The following is a 16,113-nucleotide window of genomic DNA, read 5'->3' on the forward strand; positions in this document are numbered from 1 at the left end:
AGACCAGGCCGATCAGGCGCAGGATGGCAAGAACAACGACCACGAGGCCAATGAGATAAATGATGCTGCGCACGTTCACGCTCCTTTTTATTCAGATTGAATAACGAACGCGTGATCAGCGGCTTTGGTTCCCGGCCTTTCAGATATTCTTTGCCGTGTCGTCCCGCAGCAAGAGCAGCAGCGCCAATATGGTCAGCCCGACACCCCCCAGCACGAACACCGACGGCACCCCGTTGCCAAGGAAAATTTCCCAGACGATCACCCAGGTCGGTGTCAGGTAGGTATAGGCCATGACCTTGGCCGAGGGCAGCCGAAGAGTCGCAAAAGACAGCAGCACCACGGTGATCGACGTGGCGCAGATGGTCACATAGGCCAGCGTGATCCAGACAAGCGGCGGCAATCCTGTCCAGTCCGTGGCAGCGATGTCGCCCCAGGCATAGACCAGCAGCAAGACGGCACCGGCCAGCAAGGTCCCGAAAGTGAAGGTGACAGGCCCCTCGCCCCGGTTCAGGCGGCGGACCAGCGGCGTATAGATCGCATGGCTGACACAGCCCGCGAAATAGATCGCCTCGCCCCGCCCCACGTCGAACGCCATCAGGGCGCCCAGATCTGCGCGGAAAATCACCCAAAGCGCCCCGACCCCGCCAATGACCAGCGCCAGCGCCATCCGGGAGGTCAGCACCTGTCGCAACATGAACCAGGCAATCGCCGCAGCCATGACCGGCACCAGGGTGAACACCGCCGCCGCGCTGACCGGCGGCGCGGTTTTCAGCCCCTCGAACATCAGGACAAAGTAGAAGGCAAAGAACCCTCCCAGCATCAGGTAACGCCACGGCGCGACAAAGCTGGAGCGCGAGAGCGAGCCGCGACGCCAGGCCAGCATCCCGACAACAAGCGCCGCGAGCCAGAAACGAAGCGCGGTGAACGCGGTGGGCGCGATGTCATTGGCAACAAGCGCGCCCAGCGAAAACGACCCGGCGACCAGCGCCGAGAAGGCCAGCATCGCCAGATGGCCCTGTGCGCCGGGGCTCAAACCCATGCCTCGCCCACATGTTTCTTGATGAAGGCCACCAGCGCCTGCACCTTGGTGGTGCGGTGCAGGTCCACATGGGTGACAAGCCAGAGCGGCCCGGCCCATTCGTCGCGCGGCGCGTGGACTTCGACAAGATCGGGGTTACGGGCAGCTTCCACCGCATCCAGAAAGCCGATCCCGGCCCCGGCCAGCAGGGCGGCATCGGCGGCATGAGAGTCGGTGCAGCGAAAGCTGATCGCCTCAGCGGGAATGTTTTCGCGCAGCCAGATGTAGAAAGGCGCGCGGCTGTTGACATTGTCCGGCCCGATGAACCGGTGATTGGCGTAGTCCTGCGGCCCTTCGGGCAGGCCGTATTCATCGACATAGGCGCGGCTGGCATAGGCCCCGATGCGGCTGGAGGCGAGCGATTGCACCACATTGTCGGGCTGGTCCGGCACGGTGCCCGCGCGGATGGCGACATGGGCCTCGCCATATTCCAGCCGGAACAGCCGGTCGCCGGTCAGATAGCGCACCATGACCCTTGGATATTGCCGCTGAAAGGCCACCAGCATGGGCGCGACGCTTTGCGACAGGCTGGCCAGCGAGGTCACGACAAGCTCGCCCGACACATCGGCCCCCTGCCCCTTGATCCGCCCGACCAGCTGGTTGAACTGATCGTCGGTGGCCTGTGCCACGCGCAAAAGGTCCACCCCCGCCTCGGTCGCGGTGTAACCGCGCGCATGACGCTGGAACAGCTTGACCCCAAGCCGCCCCTCAAGCGCGTCGATATGCCGGATCACGGTGGCATGATGCACGCCCAGAATCTCCGCCGCACCGCTGACCGTGCCCAGCCGGGCCACATGAAAGGCGGTCCTGATCTCGTCCCAGTTGTCCATTCGATCCCTCACATCGCCTTGTGCAAATTTGAACAACGCAAGTGCATTTTCTGCCAGTTGTGTTTGGAAATGCAAGTGCTGATTTAGGATGTCAGAACAGCAAGACAGGAAAACATATCATGTCCATACTCCGCATCGACTCCTCCGCAAATACCGCAGATTCCGTGACACGCAAGCTCACCGACCGCATCGTCGCCAAACTGGGCGACAGCGATATCGTCACCCGTGACCTCGCCCTCGAACCGCTGCCCCAGATCACCCACACCTGGGCCGTTGCCCGCGCGACACCGGAAGCCGACCGCGCCCCCGAGCAAGTCGAGGCGCTGAAGGAATCCGACAAGCTGGTCGCCGAACTGCTGGCCGCCGACACCATCGTGATCGGCGCGCCGGTCTACAACTTCGGCGTGCCCGCATCGCTCAAGGCATGGATTGACCTTGTGGCCCGCGTCGGCGTCACATTCCGCTACACCGAAAATGGCCCCGAAGGGCTGGTCAAGGGCAAGCGCGTCATCATCGCCATGGCCTCTGGCGGTGTGCCGGCAGGGTCGCCTGCCGATTTCGTCACCGAATACCTGAAATTCGTTCTGGGTTTCCTTGGCATGACCGATGTAACCATCGTCGCAGCAGATGCGCTGGCCAAGGATGCCGAAGGCACCATCGCCCGGGCAAATGACCAGGTCGACGGGCTTGCCATCGCCGCCTGAGGCCAAACAGCAAGAACGCCAGTAACGCCGGGCCGACACCCCCTGTCGGTCCGGCGCAATTTATTGCCACCCGGTCACAGCCAGCCGGAACCACCCGCCGCCCTGCCGCGTTGACAGACGGGTTCTGCCGCAGCGCACAAAGGGGTGAAGATGAGTGATTGGTTTGCGGGGTCCCAGGATCTTGTCGCATTGGGCCTGCTGGCCTGCGTGTTCATCGCCTTTATCCTCGAAAAATACCCGCCCGACACAACAGCGGTCGTTGGCGCGGCCGTGTTCATCCTCTTGGGTCTGGTCAGCCCCGACGACGTGATGGCCGTTTTCTCGAACTCCGCCCCGATCACGATTGCAGCGATGTTCGTCGTCTCGGGCGCGCTGGTGCGCACCGGGGTGCTGGACGCCATGGCAGGTTTCATCGTCGAACGGGCCAGGACGCGGCCCACCCTCGCATTGGTCACCTTCTTCCTTGCCGCGCTGGTCGCCTCGGCCTTTGTCAACAACACCCCGATCGTGCTGATCCTGATCCCGCTGGTGCTGCGCCTCAGCCATGCGGTCGGCATCGTTTCGACCCGCTTGCTGATCCCCCTGTCCTATGTGTCGATCCTGGGCGGCACCTGCACCATGATCGGCACCTCCACCAACCTTCTGGTGGATGGCGTTGCGCGGCAGAATGGCCTCGACGCCTTTGGCATTTTCGAAATTGCGCCGGTGGGCATCGTTGTGGCCCTCACCGGCCTGATCTTCATGGTGCTGGCCGGTCGGTTCCTGCTGCCCGACCGTGCCGACCAGGGTGCCGTGTCCATGTTGACCGAAACCACCTTCCTGACGGAGGTTGCCATCCTGCCCGACGCGCCGATGATCGGCCAGACGCTTGCCGACACGCCCGAATTCAACCGCACGGCAATCCGCATCACCGGGCTGCGCCGGGGCGGCAACATCCAGCGGTCGGACCTGCCTGAAACGGTACTGGCAAAAGGCGACACGCTGATCCTGTCACTGCCGACGTCGGAACTGCTGACATTGCACGACATTCCGGGGTTGCGCGTGGGTCTGCGGCGCCCGGGCCGCCCCCGCGAGGACGAAGACCCCCTGATCGCGGAGGCCATCGTGCCGCCGGGTCTGGCACAGGGCCGGACCATGCTGGGGGTCACCGGGCTGGGCGCGGACTATGGCGTGCGCATCCTGGGAGCAAACCGGCACGGGCATATCCCGGGCCCCGACCTGTGGTCGGTCAAGCTGCGCTCGGCGGACAGGCTGCTCTTGCAGGGAACGGCGGCAGGGCTGGATGCGCTGGCGCGCGGCGGCACCATCGTCTCGGTCTCGCGGCCTTCGGGACGCGCATACCGGAGGCGTCAGGCCCCCATCGCCATCGGCGCATTGCTGGCTGTCGTGATCCTCGCCGCCCTCAACCTGGCCAGCATCACGCTGTTGTCGATCCTTGCGGTGGCTTTGATCCTGCTGCTGCGCTGCATCGACAATGATGAGGCCTGGGGGTCGATCGACGCGAGCATCCTGATCCTGATCTTTGCGATGCTGGTGATCGGCACGGGGCTTGAAAACAGCGGTGCCGTCGAAACCATCGTGGGCACCCTGACCCCGCTGCTGGAAACCCTCCCGCCCGTCCTGTTGCTGGCGGCGGTCTATCTGACCGCCTCGGTTCTGACGGAGCTTGTCACCAACAACGCCGTGGCGGTGGTCCTGACCCCCATTGTCATCACCCTTGCACAGCAATTGGGCATCGACCCCCGCGCGCTGGTGGTGGCCGTGATGTTCGGTGCCTCGGCAAGCTTTGCCACGCCAATCGGCTATCAGACCAACACGCTGGTCTATGGTGCCGGAAACTACAACTTCCGCGACTTTCTGCTGATCGGCGTGCCAATGAACCTGATTGTCGGCGGCGCGGCTGTTCTCTCCATCGCTTTCTTCTTCCCGCTCAGCTGAAACGCCGCCATGCTTGACTCCGCCCCGTCCAGCGCCTAAAGCCCTCGCAATCCCCGGAAGCATCGCCTTCCGGTCCCTGCCTTGTGCGGGGATCGCCCTCCACCAGCGTGTTACGCCCGTGGGGGCATTTGTGTATTCACTGCGGCCTCCCTACATCTGGGGTATTCCGCAACCGACGATAAGGGGCTTTGCCCATGTTCGAGAACCTCAGCGAACGCCTCTCCGGCGTCTTCGACCGACTGACCAAACAGGGCGCACTGTCCGAAGAGGATGTGAAAACCGCGCTGCGCGAAGTCCGCGTCGCCCTGCTGGAAGCCGACGTGTCGCTTCCCGTGGCGCGCGATTTCGTCAAGGCGGTGCAGGATCAGGCCACCGGACAGGCCGTCACCAAATCCGTCACCCCCGGCCAGCAGGTCGTCAAGATCGTGCATGACGCGCTGATCGACACCCTCAAGGGCGAAGGCGAGCCCGGCGCGCTCAAGATCGACAACCCGCCCGCCCCGATCCTGATGGTCGGCCTGCAGGGCGGCGGCAAGACCACCACGACCGCCAAGCTGGCGAAACGGCTCAAGGAGCGCGAGGGCAAGAAGGTCCTGATGGCCTCGCTCGACGTGAACCGCCCTGCGGCGATGGAACAGCTTGCCATTCTGGGCGTGCAGATCGGCGTCGATACCCTGCCTATCGTCAAGGGCGAAGACCCGGTCGCCATCGCCAAACGCGCCAAGACACAGGCGGGGCTGGGTGGTTATGACGTATACATGCTGGATACTGCCGGCCGTCTGTCCATCGACGAAGAGCTGATGCAACAGGTCGAAGCGGTGCGCAATGTCGCCAACCCGCGCGAAACCCTGCTGGTGGTCGATGGTCTGACCGGTCAGGACGCGGTGCACACCGCCCAGAACTTTGACGACCGTATCGGCATCACCGGCGTTGTCCTGACACGGATGGACGGCGACGGCCGCGGCGGTGCCGCCCTGTCGATGCGCGCCGTCACCGGCAAGCCGATCAAGTTCGTCGGCCTGGGCGAAAAGATGGACGCCCTGGAGACCTTCGAACCCGAGCGGATCGCGGGCCGTATCCTGGGCATGGGCGACATTGTTGCCCTGGTCGAGAAAGCGCAGGAAACCATCGAGGCCGAACAGGCCGAGAAGATGATGAAGCGCATGGCCAAGGGTCAGTTCAACATGAACGACCTGAAGATGCAGCTTGAACAGATGATCAAGATGGGCGGCATGCAGGGCATGATGGGCATGATGCCCGGCATGGGCAAGATGGCCAAACAGGTCGAAGACGCCGGCATGAACGATAAGGTCCTGACCCAGCAGATCGCGCTGATTCAGTCGATGACCAAGAAGGAACGCGCCAACCCCGCGCTGCTGCAGGCCAGCCGCAAGAAACGCATCGCCAAGGGCGCCGGCATGGAGGTCTCCGACCTCAACAAGCTGATGAAGATGCACCGCCAGATGTCCGACATGATGAAGAAGATGGGCAAGATGGGCAAAGGCGGCATGCTCAAACAGGCGATGAAGGGCATGATGGGCAAGGGTGGCGCTGGCATGGACCCCAGCCAGATGGACCCCAAGCAGCTTGAAGCCGCCGCAAAGGCGATGGGCGGCAAGCTGCCCGGCGGTCTGGGCGGCCAGAATCCCTTTGGTGGTGGCGGCATGGGCCTGCCCCCGGGGCTGTCCGGTTTCGGAAAGAAGAAATGACCTCTGCAACCACCCCTATTCCGACGCTGACGACAGATCGGCTGACGCTGCGTGCCCCGGCACCGCGCGACCTGCCTGCCTTCGCCGCGTTCTACGCGACAGAGGCCTCGCAGTTCGTGGGCGGCCCGATGACCGAGGCGGAGACATGGCGTTACCTCTGCCAGGTGCTGGGACACTGGACGATGCGCGGCTATGGGCGCTGGATCGTGACCACGCGCGACGACGACACCGCCATCGGCCTCGTCGGCCTGCACAACCCCCTCGATTGGCCCGAAGCCGAAGTCGGCTGGTACATCTGGTCCGGCAACGGCAAGGGCTACGCCGCCGAAGCGGGCCGCGCTGCACGCGCCTACGCTTATGCAAGGCTCGGCTGGACCACCGTGGTCAGCATGATCGCTGTGGGCAACGACGCCTCCGTGCGCGTCGCCGAAGCCATGGGAGCCACCCGGCAGGACGACTATCATCACCCCGTCTACGGCAGGATGGGTGTTTACCGGCACCCCGGACCGAAGGAGATCGCCGCATGACCGACGCCATCACACGCGCCGCCGAGCTGCTGAAAGGCCACCGTGCCAGCATCGACCGGCTGGACGCCATCCTTGTCTATACACTGGGCGAGCGGTTCAAACACACACAGGCTGTGGGGAAACTCAAAGCCGAACACGACCTTCCCCCGTCTGATCCTGCGCGCGAAGCCACGCAGATCGCACGGCTTGAAGATTTGGCGAAAGAGGCCGACCTCGACCCCGAATTCGCCAAGAAGTTCCTGAACTTCATCATCGCCGAAGTCATTCGGCACCACCAAATCCACCAATCTGACTCTTAAGGAATACACACAATGGCCATGAAAATTCGTCTCGCCCGCGGCGGTTCCAAGAAACGCCCGTTCTACCGTATCGTAGCCGCCGACAGCCGCATGCCGCGCGACGGCCGCTTCATCGAGAAGCTGGGCACCTATAACCCGCTGCTGCCCAAGGACAGCGAAGACCGCGTGCAGATGGACGTCGAGAAGGTCAAGGAATGGATCGCCAAGGGCGCCCAGCCGACCGACCGCGTCAAGCGCATGCTGGAAGCTGCAGGCGCATTGCCCAAGACCGAGCGTAACAACCCCAAGAAGGGCACACCCGGCAAGAAAGCCGCTGCCCGCGTCGAGGAGAAAGCCGCCAAGGCCGCTGCCGCTGCAGAAGCCGCCGCTGCCCCTGCCGAGGAAGCCCCGGCAGAAGAAACCGCAGCACAAGAATAAGGCGACCTGCCCGGCATGGAACAGTTTTCAGACGAATTCCGTGCCGGACTTGCCGACCTGATGCGATGGCGGCGCGATGTGCGCCGCTTTCGCCGCGAACCTGTGGAGGCGGCGCTGCTGCAGCGCTGCCTCGATACCTTCGGCCTTGCCCCATCGGTTGGCCTGAGCGAGCCATGGCGCATCTGCCGTGTCACCAGCGACACTGCCCGCGCCCAAGCCATCGCCAATTTCAAGGCCGCCAATGCCAAGGCCCTGCAAGGCTATGACGGCGACAAGGCCGCGCTTTATGCCTCGCTCAAACTCTCCGGCATGGAAGACGCCCCTGAACATCTCGCGATCTACTGCGACGATGCCACCCCCAAGGGATCCGGCCTGGGGGCTGCCAGCATGCCCGAAATGCGCCGCTATTCCGTGGTCAGTGCGATCACCATGATGTGGCTCACCGCCCGCAGCCTTGGCCTGGGCATTGGATGGGTCTCCATCCTTGACCCGGCGCGCCTCAACCGCGATCTTGCAATTCCGGAGGATTGGTCGCTGGTTGCCTACCTGTGCCTGGGCTGGCCCGAGGAAGACAGCCTGACGCCGGAACTGGAAACCAGGGGCTGGGAAACCCGGGCCACCGCCCTTCATATCGAGGACCGCTGATGTTTCGCCTGATCACCATTGTCATCACACTCGCCATCGGTTTCAGCATGGGGGTCAGCTATGACCGCTGGCAGATGCGCAAGGAATGCGCTGCCGGCGAAGGCGGCTGGACCGGCACCATCTGCGTCAATTCGGAGTTGCTTCAATGACCGACATGATCTGCGTCGGCGCCATTGCCGGTGCCTACGGCGTGCGCGGCGAGTTGCGGGTGAAAAGCTATTGCGCGGTGCCGGAGGACATCGAAACCTACAGCCCGCTCTGGTCCGAGGACCGCAGCCGCCAGTTCGCGCTGGCCATCCTGCGCCCGATCAAGAACGGCTTTGCCGCCCGCATACCCCAGGTCGCCACCAAGGAGGACGCCGACGCCCTGCGCGGCACGGCGCTTTATGCCGACCGGGATCAGCTGCCCAGCCTGCCGGATGATGAATTCTACCATGCCGACCTGATCGGGCTGGATGTCTATGACACCGGCGGCGTCCTGCTGGGCCGGGTCAAGACCGTGCAGAACCACGGGGCGGACGACCTGCTGGAACTGCAACTGGCCGGCAATTCGGCCACCACCTTCCTGCCCTTCACCAAAGCGGCAGTGCCCACGGTGGACCTGGCGGCCAGACGCATCATCGCCGATCCGCCGGAGGGCATCCTGCCCGACGCCCGCGACTGATGCCGCGCCGGATCATAATCCACGCAGGCTTTCACAAGACCGGCACGACGTCGATCCAGGCCACGCTGCGCGAAAACCGGGTGGCGCTGAAGAAACATGTCGCCCTGCGCCTGCGCTGGCACATGAAAGACCTTGTCGCCGCCACCCGGGGCTATTCGACCTGGCGCGACCCGCTGACGCTGATCAAGGTGCAGGATCGTTTCACCAGGCTGATGGAAGGCCTGCCCGGCATGCCACGACGCACGCTTGTCATCTCTGCCGAAGAGCTTTCCGGCCACCTGCCCGGACGCGGCGCGCTGGAGGATTATTCCGCCGCGCCGATCCTGCTCTATGCTTTCTGGGAGATCGCCCGCGCGCGATACCCGGAGGCCGAGATCATGATCTATCTGTCCACCCGCGCGCCTGAACCCTGGCTGGCCTCTGCCTATGCCGAGCACGTCAAGGCCTCCAACATGACCCTGGATTTCGACGATTTCGCCGCGCGCTACCGGGGTGCATCAGACCTTGACGGCATGGTCGCAGAGGTCGCCAGCCGCGTGCCTGTGCCGGTACATCACCGCGCGCTTGAAAGCTGTACCGATCTGCCGCTTGGTCCCGCCGACCCGCTGCTGGACCTTTGCGACATACCGCTGAGCCTGCGTGCAGAACTGACAGCCGTGCCGCCCGCAAATACCCGGCTGGGCGAAGACGTTCTGCAGGCCATGTTGCAGGCCAACCGCACCCATGAAAGCGCCGCGGCACGCAATGCCGCCAAGGCCCATATCCTGAAAGAGGCGCAGCCACGATGAAACCGCCCCGGTCCCACGGCCGCCAATCCGTCCGCGCCACGCTGAAGCCGCGCGAGCTGATGCAGGAAGCGCCCGACTATGCCGATGTCTGGCAGGCAAGGATCATCACCCTGTTCCCCGAGCTTTTCCCCGGGGTGCTGGGGGCCAGCCTGACCGGCAAGGCATTGAACGACGGGCTGTGGCAATTGCACACCCACGATCTGCGGACACATGGCATCGGCAAGCACCGGAATGTGGATGACACCCCGGCAGGCGGCGGTGCGGGAATGGTGCTGCGCGCCGATGTCGTGGGCCCCGCGATTGAAGAGGCGCAATCACACGCAAGGGGGCGCTGGCCGATCCTCTACATGTCGCCGCGCGGCCGGCCCTTTACCCAATCCATGGCCCGCGATCTGGCCAGCTGTGCCGGTGTCACCATGCTTTGTGGCCGGTTTGAAGGCGTGGATGAGCGTGTGCTTGAACATTACAACGTGACCGAGGTGTCGCTTGGCGATTTCGTGATGACCGGGGGCGAACTGGCCGCACAGGCGATGATCGACGCCACCGTGCGCCTGCTGCCCGGTGTGCTTGGCAATGCGGAAAGCACGGTCGAGGAAAGCCATTCAAGCGGGTTGCTGGAACACCCGCAATACACCCGCCCCGCCACCTGGGAAGGCCATGACATTCCCCCCGTGCTGATGTCGGGCAATCACGGCGAAATCGCGAAATGGCGTCAGGCGCAGTCACAGGAATTGACCCAGACGCGCCGCCCGGACCTTTGGGCGCGCTACAAGAAGCCCTAGGACCCGGCCCTAGAAGTCCGCGTTGACGCCGGGCAATTTCAGCGCCTTGATCAGGTCGCGCAGCTCCTGCCGCGCCGCAACGTTGGATATGTTCAACTGCTTGACCCCGATGTCCTTGAGATCCAGCAAGGTCAGACCGCGCGGGAACAACTCCCGGAAGATCACCCGCTCGTTGAAGCCGGGGGCCACGCGGAACCCGATGCGCTTGGCCAGGTTGGCCACCGCGCGTTCCATCTTTTCCTTGTTGACCATGCGCTGCGCGCCCAGACGGTTGCGCACCACAACCCAGTCGATCGGGGCCAGCCCGGCCTGCGCGCGCAACTGCCGCGCATTCCAGACCATTTCGGAATAGACCGACGGCCCGGTAATCTTGTCGCCGCTGGCATCGGTATGGGCCAGCAGGTCAAAGTCGATGAAACTGTCGTTCAGCGGCGTGATCAGCGTATCGGCCAGCGAATGGGCCACCTGGCTGAGACGTGTGTGCGAACCGGGACAATCGATCAGGATGAAATCACTGTCCGGCTCCATCGCCGCGACAGCCGCGCTCAGCCGGTGGTCATACATGTTTTCGCCGGGCCGCAGCGCGCCGGCTTCGATCACGGGCAGCTCGTGCAGGATCGGGCTGGGCAGCTCAAGCTCGGCCTGTTTGAGGAACGCAATCCGGTTCTCGACATAGCGGCCAAATGTCCGCTGCCGCAGGTCGAGGTCCAGCCCGCTGACCTTGTGCCCCATCCGGACCAGTGCGGTGGCCACATGCATCGACACGGTTGATTTCCCCGCGCCGCCCTTCTCGTTTCCGACAACGATGATATGCGCCATGCCTGTCCCCTTGCATCCGCGGTTTCTGTGCGGTTTGCCTTCTTTGGCACACTATATGTTGTGGATCGACCTGTGAAAAGCAGGGAGAGGCGCAAAGCTGGCAAAAATGACAGTGTTAGTGACGCATTTGCGGCAGGGAGGCCCACCACAAAGGGCAGCGCCCGACTGCGGGTGGGCATCACAACGTCGGTGGGCACCTATTTATTTCAAGTCTTTGGCGTGGGGATGAAGAAACGCAAGACGGTGAGAAAGCGCCCGCCCATCACGCCAGAGGCGTGCCGACTATTTACGGCGCACCTTTGGTGCGACGGGCGGTCGGGCGCTGCACCTTGTTGCGGGCCATGCGTTTCATTGCAAACGGCAGGCAACGCGGAATGTCTGCGCCGGGACACTCCTGGGCAGTTATTCCGTTTCATCTGATATGGATCGTGGGAAGGCCGTAAAAAAGGCGGCGCCGCCAGATCGGAGTGTGAGACAGGATTTTATCCCTGCATGTCTGAACCGTTCAGATATGACGCGGCCTGCGCGCCTCTGGTCCTATGGGATGCCGGTCGGGTTGATGGCCCGAACCGGCGGGTGTTGCAACGGGGCCAAGGATGCCGCCGACGGATTAAGGTCGCGTGAGCAGAGCGCGCGGTGCATCCCCCCAAAACGAAAAAGGGCGCGGCCATCGCTGGCCACGCCCTTCGTCATAACTGCTGGCAGGCTTAGAAGCCCAGACCGGCGTATTTGTTCTTGAACTTCGACACGCGGCCACCGGTGTCCATCAGACGGCTGGTGCCGCCGGTCCATGCCGGGTGGACGGAAGGGTCGATGTCCAGCGACAGCTGGTCGCCTTCCTTGCCCCATGTCGATTTCATTTCCACAACGGTGCCGTCGGTCATCTTGACGTTGATCGTGTGGTATTCGGGATGTGTATCGGCTTTCATGACCGCTCTCCTTACGCTTCGGCGCCAGATTTGGGCTTGTAATGCGCGTTCTCGACGATCCGCGCGGATTTGCCACGACGGGCGCGCAGATAGTAGAGTTTTGCGCGACGCACGCGACCGCGGCGCACCACGGTGATGCTGTCGATGTTGGTGGAATGCAGCGGGAACACACGTTCGACGCCTTCACCAAAGCTGATCTTGCGCACGGTGAAGGACCCGGCGATGCCGTGGCCGTTGTTACGTGCAATGCAGACGCCTTCGTAGTTCTGGACACGGGTGCGCGTGCCTTCGGTAACCTTGAAGCCGACGCGGATGGTGTCACCGGCGCGGAAATCGGGGATTTCCTTGCCCAGTTCGGCGATTTGTTCCGCCTCTAGTTGTGCGATCAGGTCCATTGACCATTCTCCTAAATGTGCTCGTGGTATGCCACGAAGTTGATTGTCCGATCCAAGAGCTTCGGTCTGTCTGTCGGGTCTGCACCGTGATCCCTTCAAGGGGGTGGCCCACCGGAGGTAACATCGTCTTTCCTTGTCGCTTGCGCATAACGCAAAGCACCGGAGCCGCAGAAACGCGATTCCGGATGGGCGGGGTATAGGGGGGATGACCGCAGGGATCAAGGGGGATGGTCAGCCATCAGGCCCCCTTTCGACGGCCGGGCGATCTGCCCTGTTCAGAGGCCCTGCGCGCGTGGCAAGGGTCAGGACCCTGCCGAAGACGCCCTGCGCCGCCGCGCCAGCACGACAAGGTTCGACAGGAAAAGCGCACCGACCACGATGCCGCCGCCCAGCAATGCATAGCCGCCCGGGTTCTCGCCGATAAAGAACCAGGCCAGCAGCGGTGCAAACACCGATTCCAGCAAGACAAGAAGCCCCACCTCGGCCGAGGTGATGTAGCGCGGACCCAGCGCCAAAAGCACCGAACTGCACAGGATGAACCCCACATGCATTGCCACCAGCGGCGCCTGCTCCGGCTGTATTGCACCGGGCTGCGCCCAGGGCAGGATCACCAGCGCCCCCAGCATGTAACCCAGCGCCACGCCGGGCACCATCGACACCTGCCGGACCAGCCGCACCGCGGTCAGCCCGGCAGCGAAGACCGCCGAAACCGCCAGCGCCAGCAGGTCGCCTGCCAGCGATGCATTCGCCGTCTCGCCCGAGCCATAGGCGATTACCGCAAGTCCCGGCAGCACTGCCGCCATGGTCAGATACATGCGAAGGCTCAGCCGTTCGCCCAGTGCGACGCGGCTGAACAGGGCCGCAAAAACCGGCAGCGAGGCGATGATGAAAACAACATTGGCAACCGAGGTGAGGCTGACCGCGATCACGAACATGACACCGCTTGCGCCGATGGCGATCACATAGATCAGCCCGGGCCATCCGGTCCGCCAGAACGCGCGGAACGGCGCGGCCCCCTGCCAGACAAGCAGGGCTGCAAAGATCAGCAGACCCACCAGCAAGGCACGCCAGAAGGCGACAGTCAGCGCCGGGGCGTCTATCAGGCGCACGAACAGGGAATCCGGCACGACGCACAGCACGCCGAACAACGTGATGAGCAGGCCCTTGAGTTGATCATTCATGCCGCATCGGTGACAAATTTTCCGGGCCGGGTAAAGTACCGACCAGAAGACGATACCGCGTGCAGATTCGCCAGCTGCGCCGGCAAGACCGGCAACAACCGGCGATGGCGCCACATTCGAGACATTTTTTCTGATGTTACCCGGCCGCCCCCTCAGCGGCGGCAAAGGCCGAACCACCGCCCGATCCCGCGCAGGCGATTGTCAGAACTGCGCTGGCAGACTTGCCTCTGGGCGACAGCCAGACCGCCTGAAACGACGCTTTCCCTATGCCGCTGCCGCCAAAGAACGCCGTAGCGGCCTGTTCGGAACATCCTTGCAATCGGCCAGCGCGCGCAATGCTTTCAGATCGGCAACCCGATTGTACATGTCACGCGCCCGCAGCGGCGGGACGGAAGGCCCGATGGGCTTGACCTTACGGGGGGGAGTGCGTGACACTCTGCTGGCACCCTGCGGGGTTTGACATAAAACATGCAGGTCAACTGTATCACCCGGTGTCCGAACAGGCATCAAATTGGCGGGACATCGACATCCCGCTGACAACAGAGAGGAAGACAATGAAGCATCTTACACGTACCGGTAAACCGCTGCCGCAATCCATTCTGGATTCCGCTGAGGCCGCAAAAAGAGATCCGGTCAACCGCAGGGAATTCCTGGCGCTCGCCAGCGCATTCGGTGCGACCGCCGCCACCGCCTATGGCATGATCGGAATGACGCCACCGGCCTATGCCGATGCGCATGCCAACATGAAAGAGGGCGGCACCGTCCGCATGCAGATGGAAGTCCGCGCCCTCAAGGACCCGCGCACCTACGACTGGTCGCAGATCGCAAACTTCTCGCGCGGCTGGCTGGAATACCTCGCCATCTGGGAAAACGACGGTACATTCAGCCCCGCCCTGCTGGAAAGCTGGGAAATCAACGACGACGCCACCGAATACACATTGAACGTCCGTCAGGGCGTCAAGTGGAACAACGGTGACGATTTCACCGCCGAAGACGTGGCGCGCAACATCACCGGCTGGTGCGACAAGTCGCTCGAAGGCAACTCCATGGCGGGCCGTTTCGCGTCGCTGATCGACGAAGAAACCGGTCAGGCCCTCGAAGGCGCAATCGAAGTGGTCGACAGCCACACCGTCAAGCTGAAGCTGCCGGTGTCCGACATCACCCTGATCCCCGGCATGGCCGATTATCCAGCGGCCATCGTGCCCGCGGATTTTGACGCCAACAACATGGTCGACAACCCCGTCGGCACCGGCCCCTACCTGCCTGAATCGCTCGAAGTGGGCGTGAAGGGTGTGCTGGTGAAGAACCCCGATCACACCTGGTGGGGTACAGAGGTCTATGGCGGGCCCTACATCGACCGGCTGGAATACATCGACTACGGCACCGATCCTTCGGCCTGGATTGCCGCGGCGGAGGCCGAGGAAGTCGATGCCTTCTATTCCATGGAAGGCGAATACATCGACATCATGAGCACGCTGGACGGCTGGGTCGAGAACGAGATCGCGACCGCCGCGACCATCGTCATCCGGCCCAACCAGCTGGCCGAAGTCGATGGCAAGCGCCCCTACGAGGACAAGCGTGTCCGCCAGGCCATCGCGATGGCGGTAGACAACGAGATCCTGCTGGAACTCGGCTATGCCGGGCGCGGCATCGTCGCCGCCAACCACCACGTCGGCCCGATGCACCCGGAGTATGCGGAACTGCCGCCGCTCAAGGTCGATCCCGCCGCCGCCAAGGCGCTGATGGACGAAGCAGGCTACGGCGATTTCGAGCACGAGCTGTTCTCCATCGACGATGCCTGGCGCAAGGACACCACCGACGCGGTGGCGGCGCAGCTGCGGGACGCGGGCATCAACGTCAAGCGGACCATCCTGCCCGGCTCCACCTTCTGGAACGACTGGACGAAGTATCCGTTCAGCTCCACCAACTGGAACGCGCGTCCGCTGGGCGTACAGATCTGGGCGCTGGCCTATCGCACGGGCGAAGCGTGGAACGAGTTCGGCTATTCCAGCCCCGAATTCGACGCGCTCCTGTCCGAGGCGCTGGCAACAGCAGATGTGGACAAGCGCCGCGAGCTGATGGCCAAAGGCGAAGCGATGCTGCAGGAGGATGGCGTGACGATCCAGCCCTACTGGCGGTCGCTCTACAACCACACCCGGGAAGGCCTGGTGGGTGCCGCGCACCACATCGGCTTTGAATACCATCCGGCACGGATGGCCTGGACCGGCGACGCCTAAGCACCGATTCCGTCAAAAACACGGGGGCCGCGTTCATCGCGGCCCTGAGATTGCTGACAAACCCTGAAACGGCTGCCGCCGGAAGTAAATCGTTCTTCTGCGCTCAGCGTTACGTTTTCGAACGAAGGGCCGCGCCCGAGCCTGGGAGGGCGCATTGAGACGCGCATTCGG

Annotated in this window: 18 protein-coding genes; 12 read left to right on the forward strand and 6 right to left on the reverse strand. The window is 63.4% G+C overall.

Features of this window, described 5'->3' with window-relative positions; all coding sequences use genetic code 11:
• Positions 1–139 precede the first annotated feature (139 nt).
• Both PVW51_RS16040 and PVW51_RS16045 read right to left on the reverse strand, forming a co-directional pair.
• Entirely contained in the window at positions 140–1,039 is a 900-nt protein-coding gene (locus tag PVW51_RS16040) for a DMT family transporter (RefSeq protein WP_274576029.1), read from the reverse strand.
• Positions 1,030–1,908 carry a LysR family transcriptional regulator gene (locus PVW51_RS16045; protein WP_269367301.1) on the reverse strand — a complete coding sequence of 293 codons (879 nt, stop codon included), beginning with the start codon at positions 1,906–1,908 and terminating at the stop codon, positions 1,030–1,032. The genes PVW51_RS16040 and PVW51_RS16045 overlap by 10 nt, the downstream gene beginning before the upstream one ends.
• Before the next feature lie 119 nt (positions 1,909–2,027).
• Here PVW51_RS16045 and PVW51_RS16050 point away from each other — a divergent pair, with 119 nt between their 5' ends.
• The 11 genes from PVW51_RS16050 (at position 2,028) to trmD (ending at position 10,381) form a co-directional block, all read left to right on the forward strand.
• Positions 2,028–2,612, forward strand: a complete 585-nt coding sequence (locus tag PVW51_RS16050) for an FMN-dependent NADH-azoreductase (RefSeq protein WP_269367300.1) — start codon at positions 2,028–2,030, stop codon at positions 2,610–2,612.
• Between the two features lie 150 nt (positions 2,613–2,762).
• Positions 2,763–4,550 (forward strand): SLC13 family permease, encoded by a 1,788-nt coding sequence (locus tag PVW51_RS16055; RefSeq protein ID WP_269367299.1) that lies wholly within the window; start codon positions 2,763–2,765, stop codon positions 4,548–4,550.
• Positions 4,551–4,744: 194 nt separating this feature from the next.
• Positions 4,745–6,259: a signal recognition particle protein gene (gene ffh, locus PVW51_RS16060; protein ID WP_269367298.1), complete on the forward strand. Its 1,515-nt coding sequence runs from the start codon at positions 4,745–4,747 to the stop codon at positions 6,257–6,259.
• Positions 6,256–6,786, forward strand: a complete 531-nt coding sequence (locus PVW51_RS16065) for a GNAT family N-acetyltransferase (RefSeq protein ID WP_274576031.1) — start codon at positions 6,256–6,258, stop codon at positions 6,784–6,786. The genes ffh and PVW51_RS16065 overlap by 4 nt, the downstream gene beginning before the upstream one ends.
• Positions 6,783–7,085 carry a chorismate mutase gene (locus tag PVW51_RS16070; protein WP_114273698.1) on the forward strand — a complete coding sequence of 101 codons (303 nt, stop codon included), beginning with the start codon at positions 6,783–6,785 and terminating at the stop codon, positions 7,083–7,085. Before PVW51_RS16065 ends, PVW51_RS16070 begins: the two co-directional genes overlap by 4 nt.
• A 12-nt stretch (positions 7,086–7,097) precedes the next feature.
• A complete protein-coding gene (gene rpsP, locus PVW51_RS16075; RefSeq protein ID WP_269367296.1) occupies positions 7,098–7,502 on the forward strand; it encodes a 30S ribosomal protein S16 in 405 nt (134 codons plus the stop codon).
• Positions 7,503–7,517: 15 nt separating this feature from the next.
• Entirely contained in the window at positions 7,518–8,147 is a 630-nt protein-coding gene (gene bluB / locus PVW51_RS16080) for a 5,6-dimethylbenzimidazole synthase (protein ID WP_274576032.1), read from the forward strand.
• Positions 8,147–8,296, forward strand: coding sequence for a hypothetical protein (locus PVW51_RS16085; protein ID WP_205388142.1), 150 nt, complete (start codon positions 8,147–8,149; stop codon positions 8,294–8,296). The genes bluB and PVW51_RS16085 overlap by 1 nt, the downstream gene beginning before the upstream one ends.
• A complete protein-coding gene (rimM, locus tag PVW51_RS16090) occupies positions 8,293–8,811 on the forward strand; it encodes a ribosome maturation factor RimM (protein ID WP_269367294.1) in 519 nt (172 codons plus the stop codon). Before PVW51_RS16085 ends, rimM begins: the two co-directional genes overlap by 4 nt.
• A complete protein-coding gene (locus PVW51_RS16095) occupies positions 8,811–9,599 on the forward strand; it encodes a hypothetical protein (protein ID WP_274576033.1) in 789 nt (262 codons plus the stop codon). The genes rimM and PVW51_RS16095 overlap by 1 nt, the downstream gene beginning before the upstream one ends.
• Complete coding sequence (gene trmD, locus PVW51_RS16100) at positions 9,596–10,381, forward strand: tRNA (guanosine(37)-N1)-methyltransferase TrmD (protein ID WP_274576034.1); 786 nt, start codon at positions 9,596–9,598, stop codon at positions 10,379–10,381. The genes PVW51_RS16095 and trmD overlap by 4 nt, the downstream gene beginning before the upstream one ends.
• A 9-nt stretch (positions 10,382–10,390) precedes the next feature.
• On the opposite strand, the gene PVW51_RS16105 is transcribed toward trmD, so the two are convergent.
• The 4 genes from PVW51_RS16105 to PVW51_RS16120 all read right to left on the reverse strand — a co-directional run bounded on the left by PVW51_RS16105 (position 10,391) and on the right by PVW51_RS16120 (position 13,705).
• Positions 10,391–11,200 carry a division plane positioning ATPase MipZ gene (locus tag PVW51_RS16105; protein WP_269367291.1) on the reverse strand — a complete coding sequence of 270 codons (810 nt, stop codon included), beginning with the start codon at positions 11,198–11,200 and terminating at the stop codon, positions 10,391–10,393.
• Between the two features lie 707 nt (positions 11,201–11,907).
• Positions 11,908–12,129, reverse strand: a complete 222-nt coding sequence (gene rpmE / locus PVW51_RS16110; RefSeq protein ID WP_114273707.1) for a 50S ribosomal protein L31 — start codon at positions 12,127–12,129, stop codon at positions 11,908–11,910.
• 11 nt (positions 12,130–12,140) lie between these two features.
• Positions 12,141–12,524, reverse strand: a complete 384-nt coding sequence (rplS, locus tag PVW51_RS16115; RefSeq protein ID WP_067288140.1) for a 50S ribosomal protein L19 — start codon at positions 12,522–12,524, stop codon at positions 12,141–12,143.
• Positions 12,525–12,826: 302 nt separating this feature from the next.
• Entirely contained in the window at positions 12,827–13,705 is an 879-nt protein-coding gene (locus tag PVW51_RS16120; RefSeq protein WP_274576036.1) for a DMT family transporter, read from the reverse strand.
• Between the two features lie 554 nt (positions 13,706–14,259).
• On the opposite strand from PVW51_RS16120, the gene PVW51_RS16125 reads away from it, so the two are divergent.
• Entirely contained in the window at positions 14,260–15,942 is a 1,683-nt protein-coding gene (locus tag PVW51_RS16125) for an ABC transporter substrate-binding protein (RefSeq protein WP_274576037.1), read from the forward strand.
• The last annotated feature ends 171 nt before the right edge of the window (positions 15,943–16,113 follow it).

Origin of the sequence: Sulfitobacter sp. PR48, from assembly GCF_028807335.1 — a bacterium.
Classification (GTDB): Bacteria; Pseudomonadota; Alphaproteobacteria; order Rhodobacterales; family Rhodobacteraceae; genus Sulfitobacter.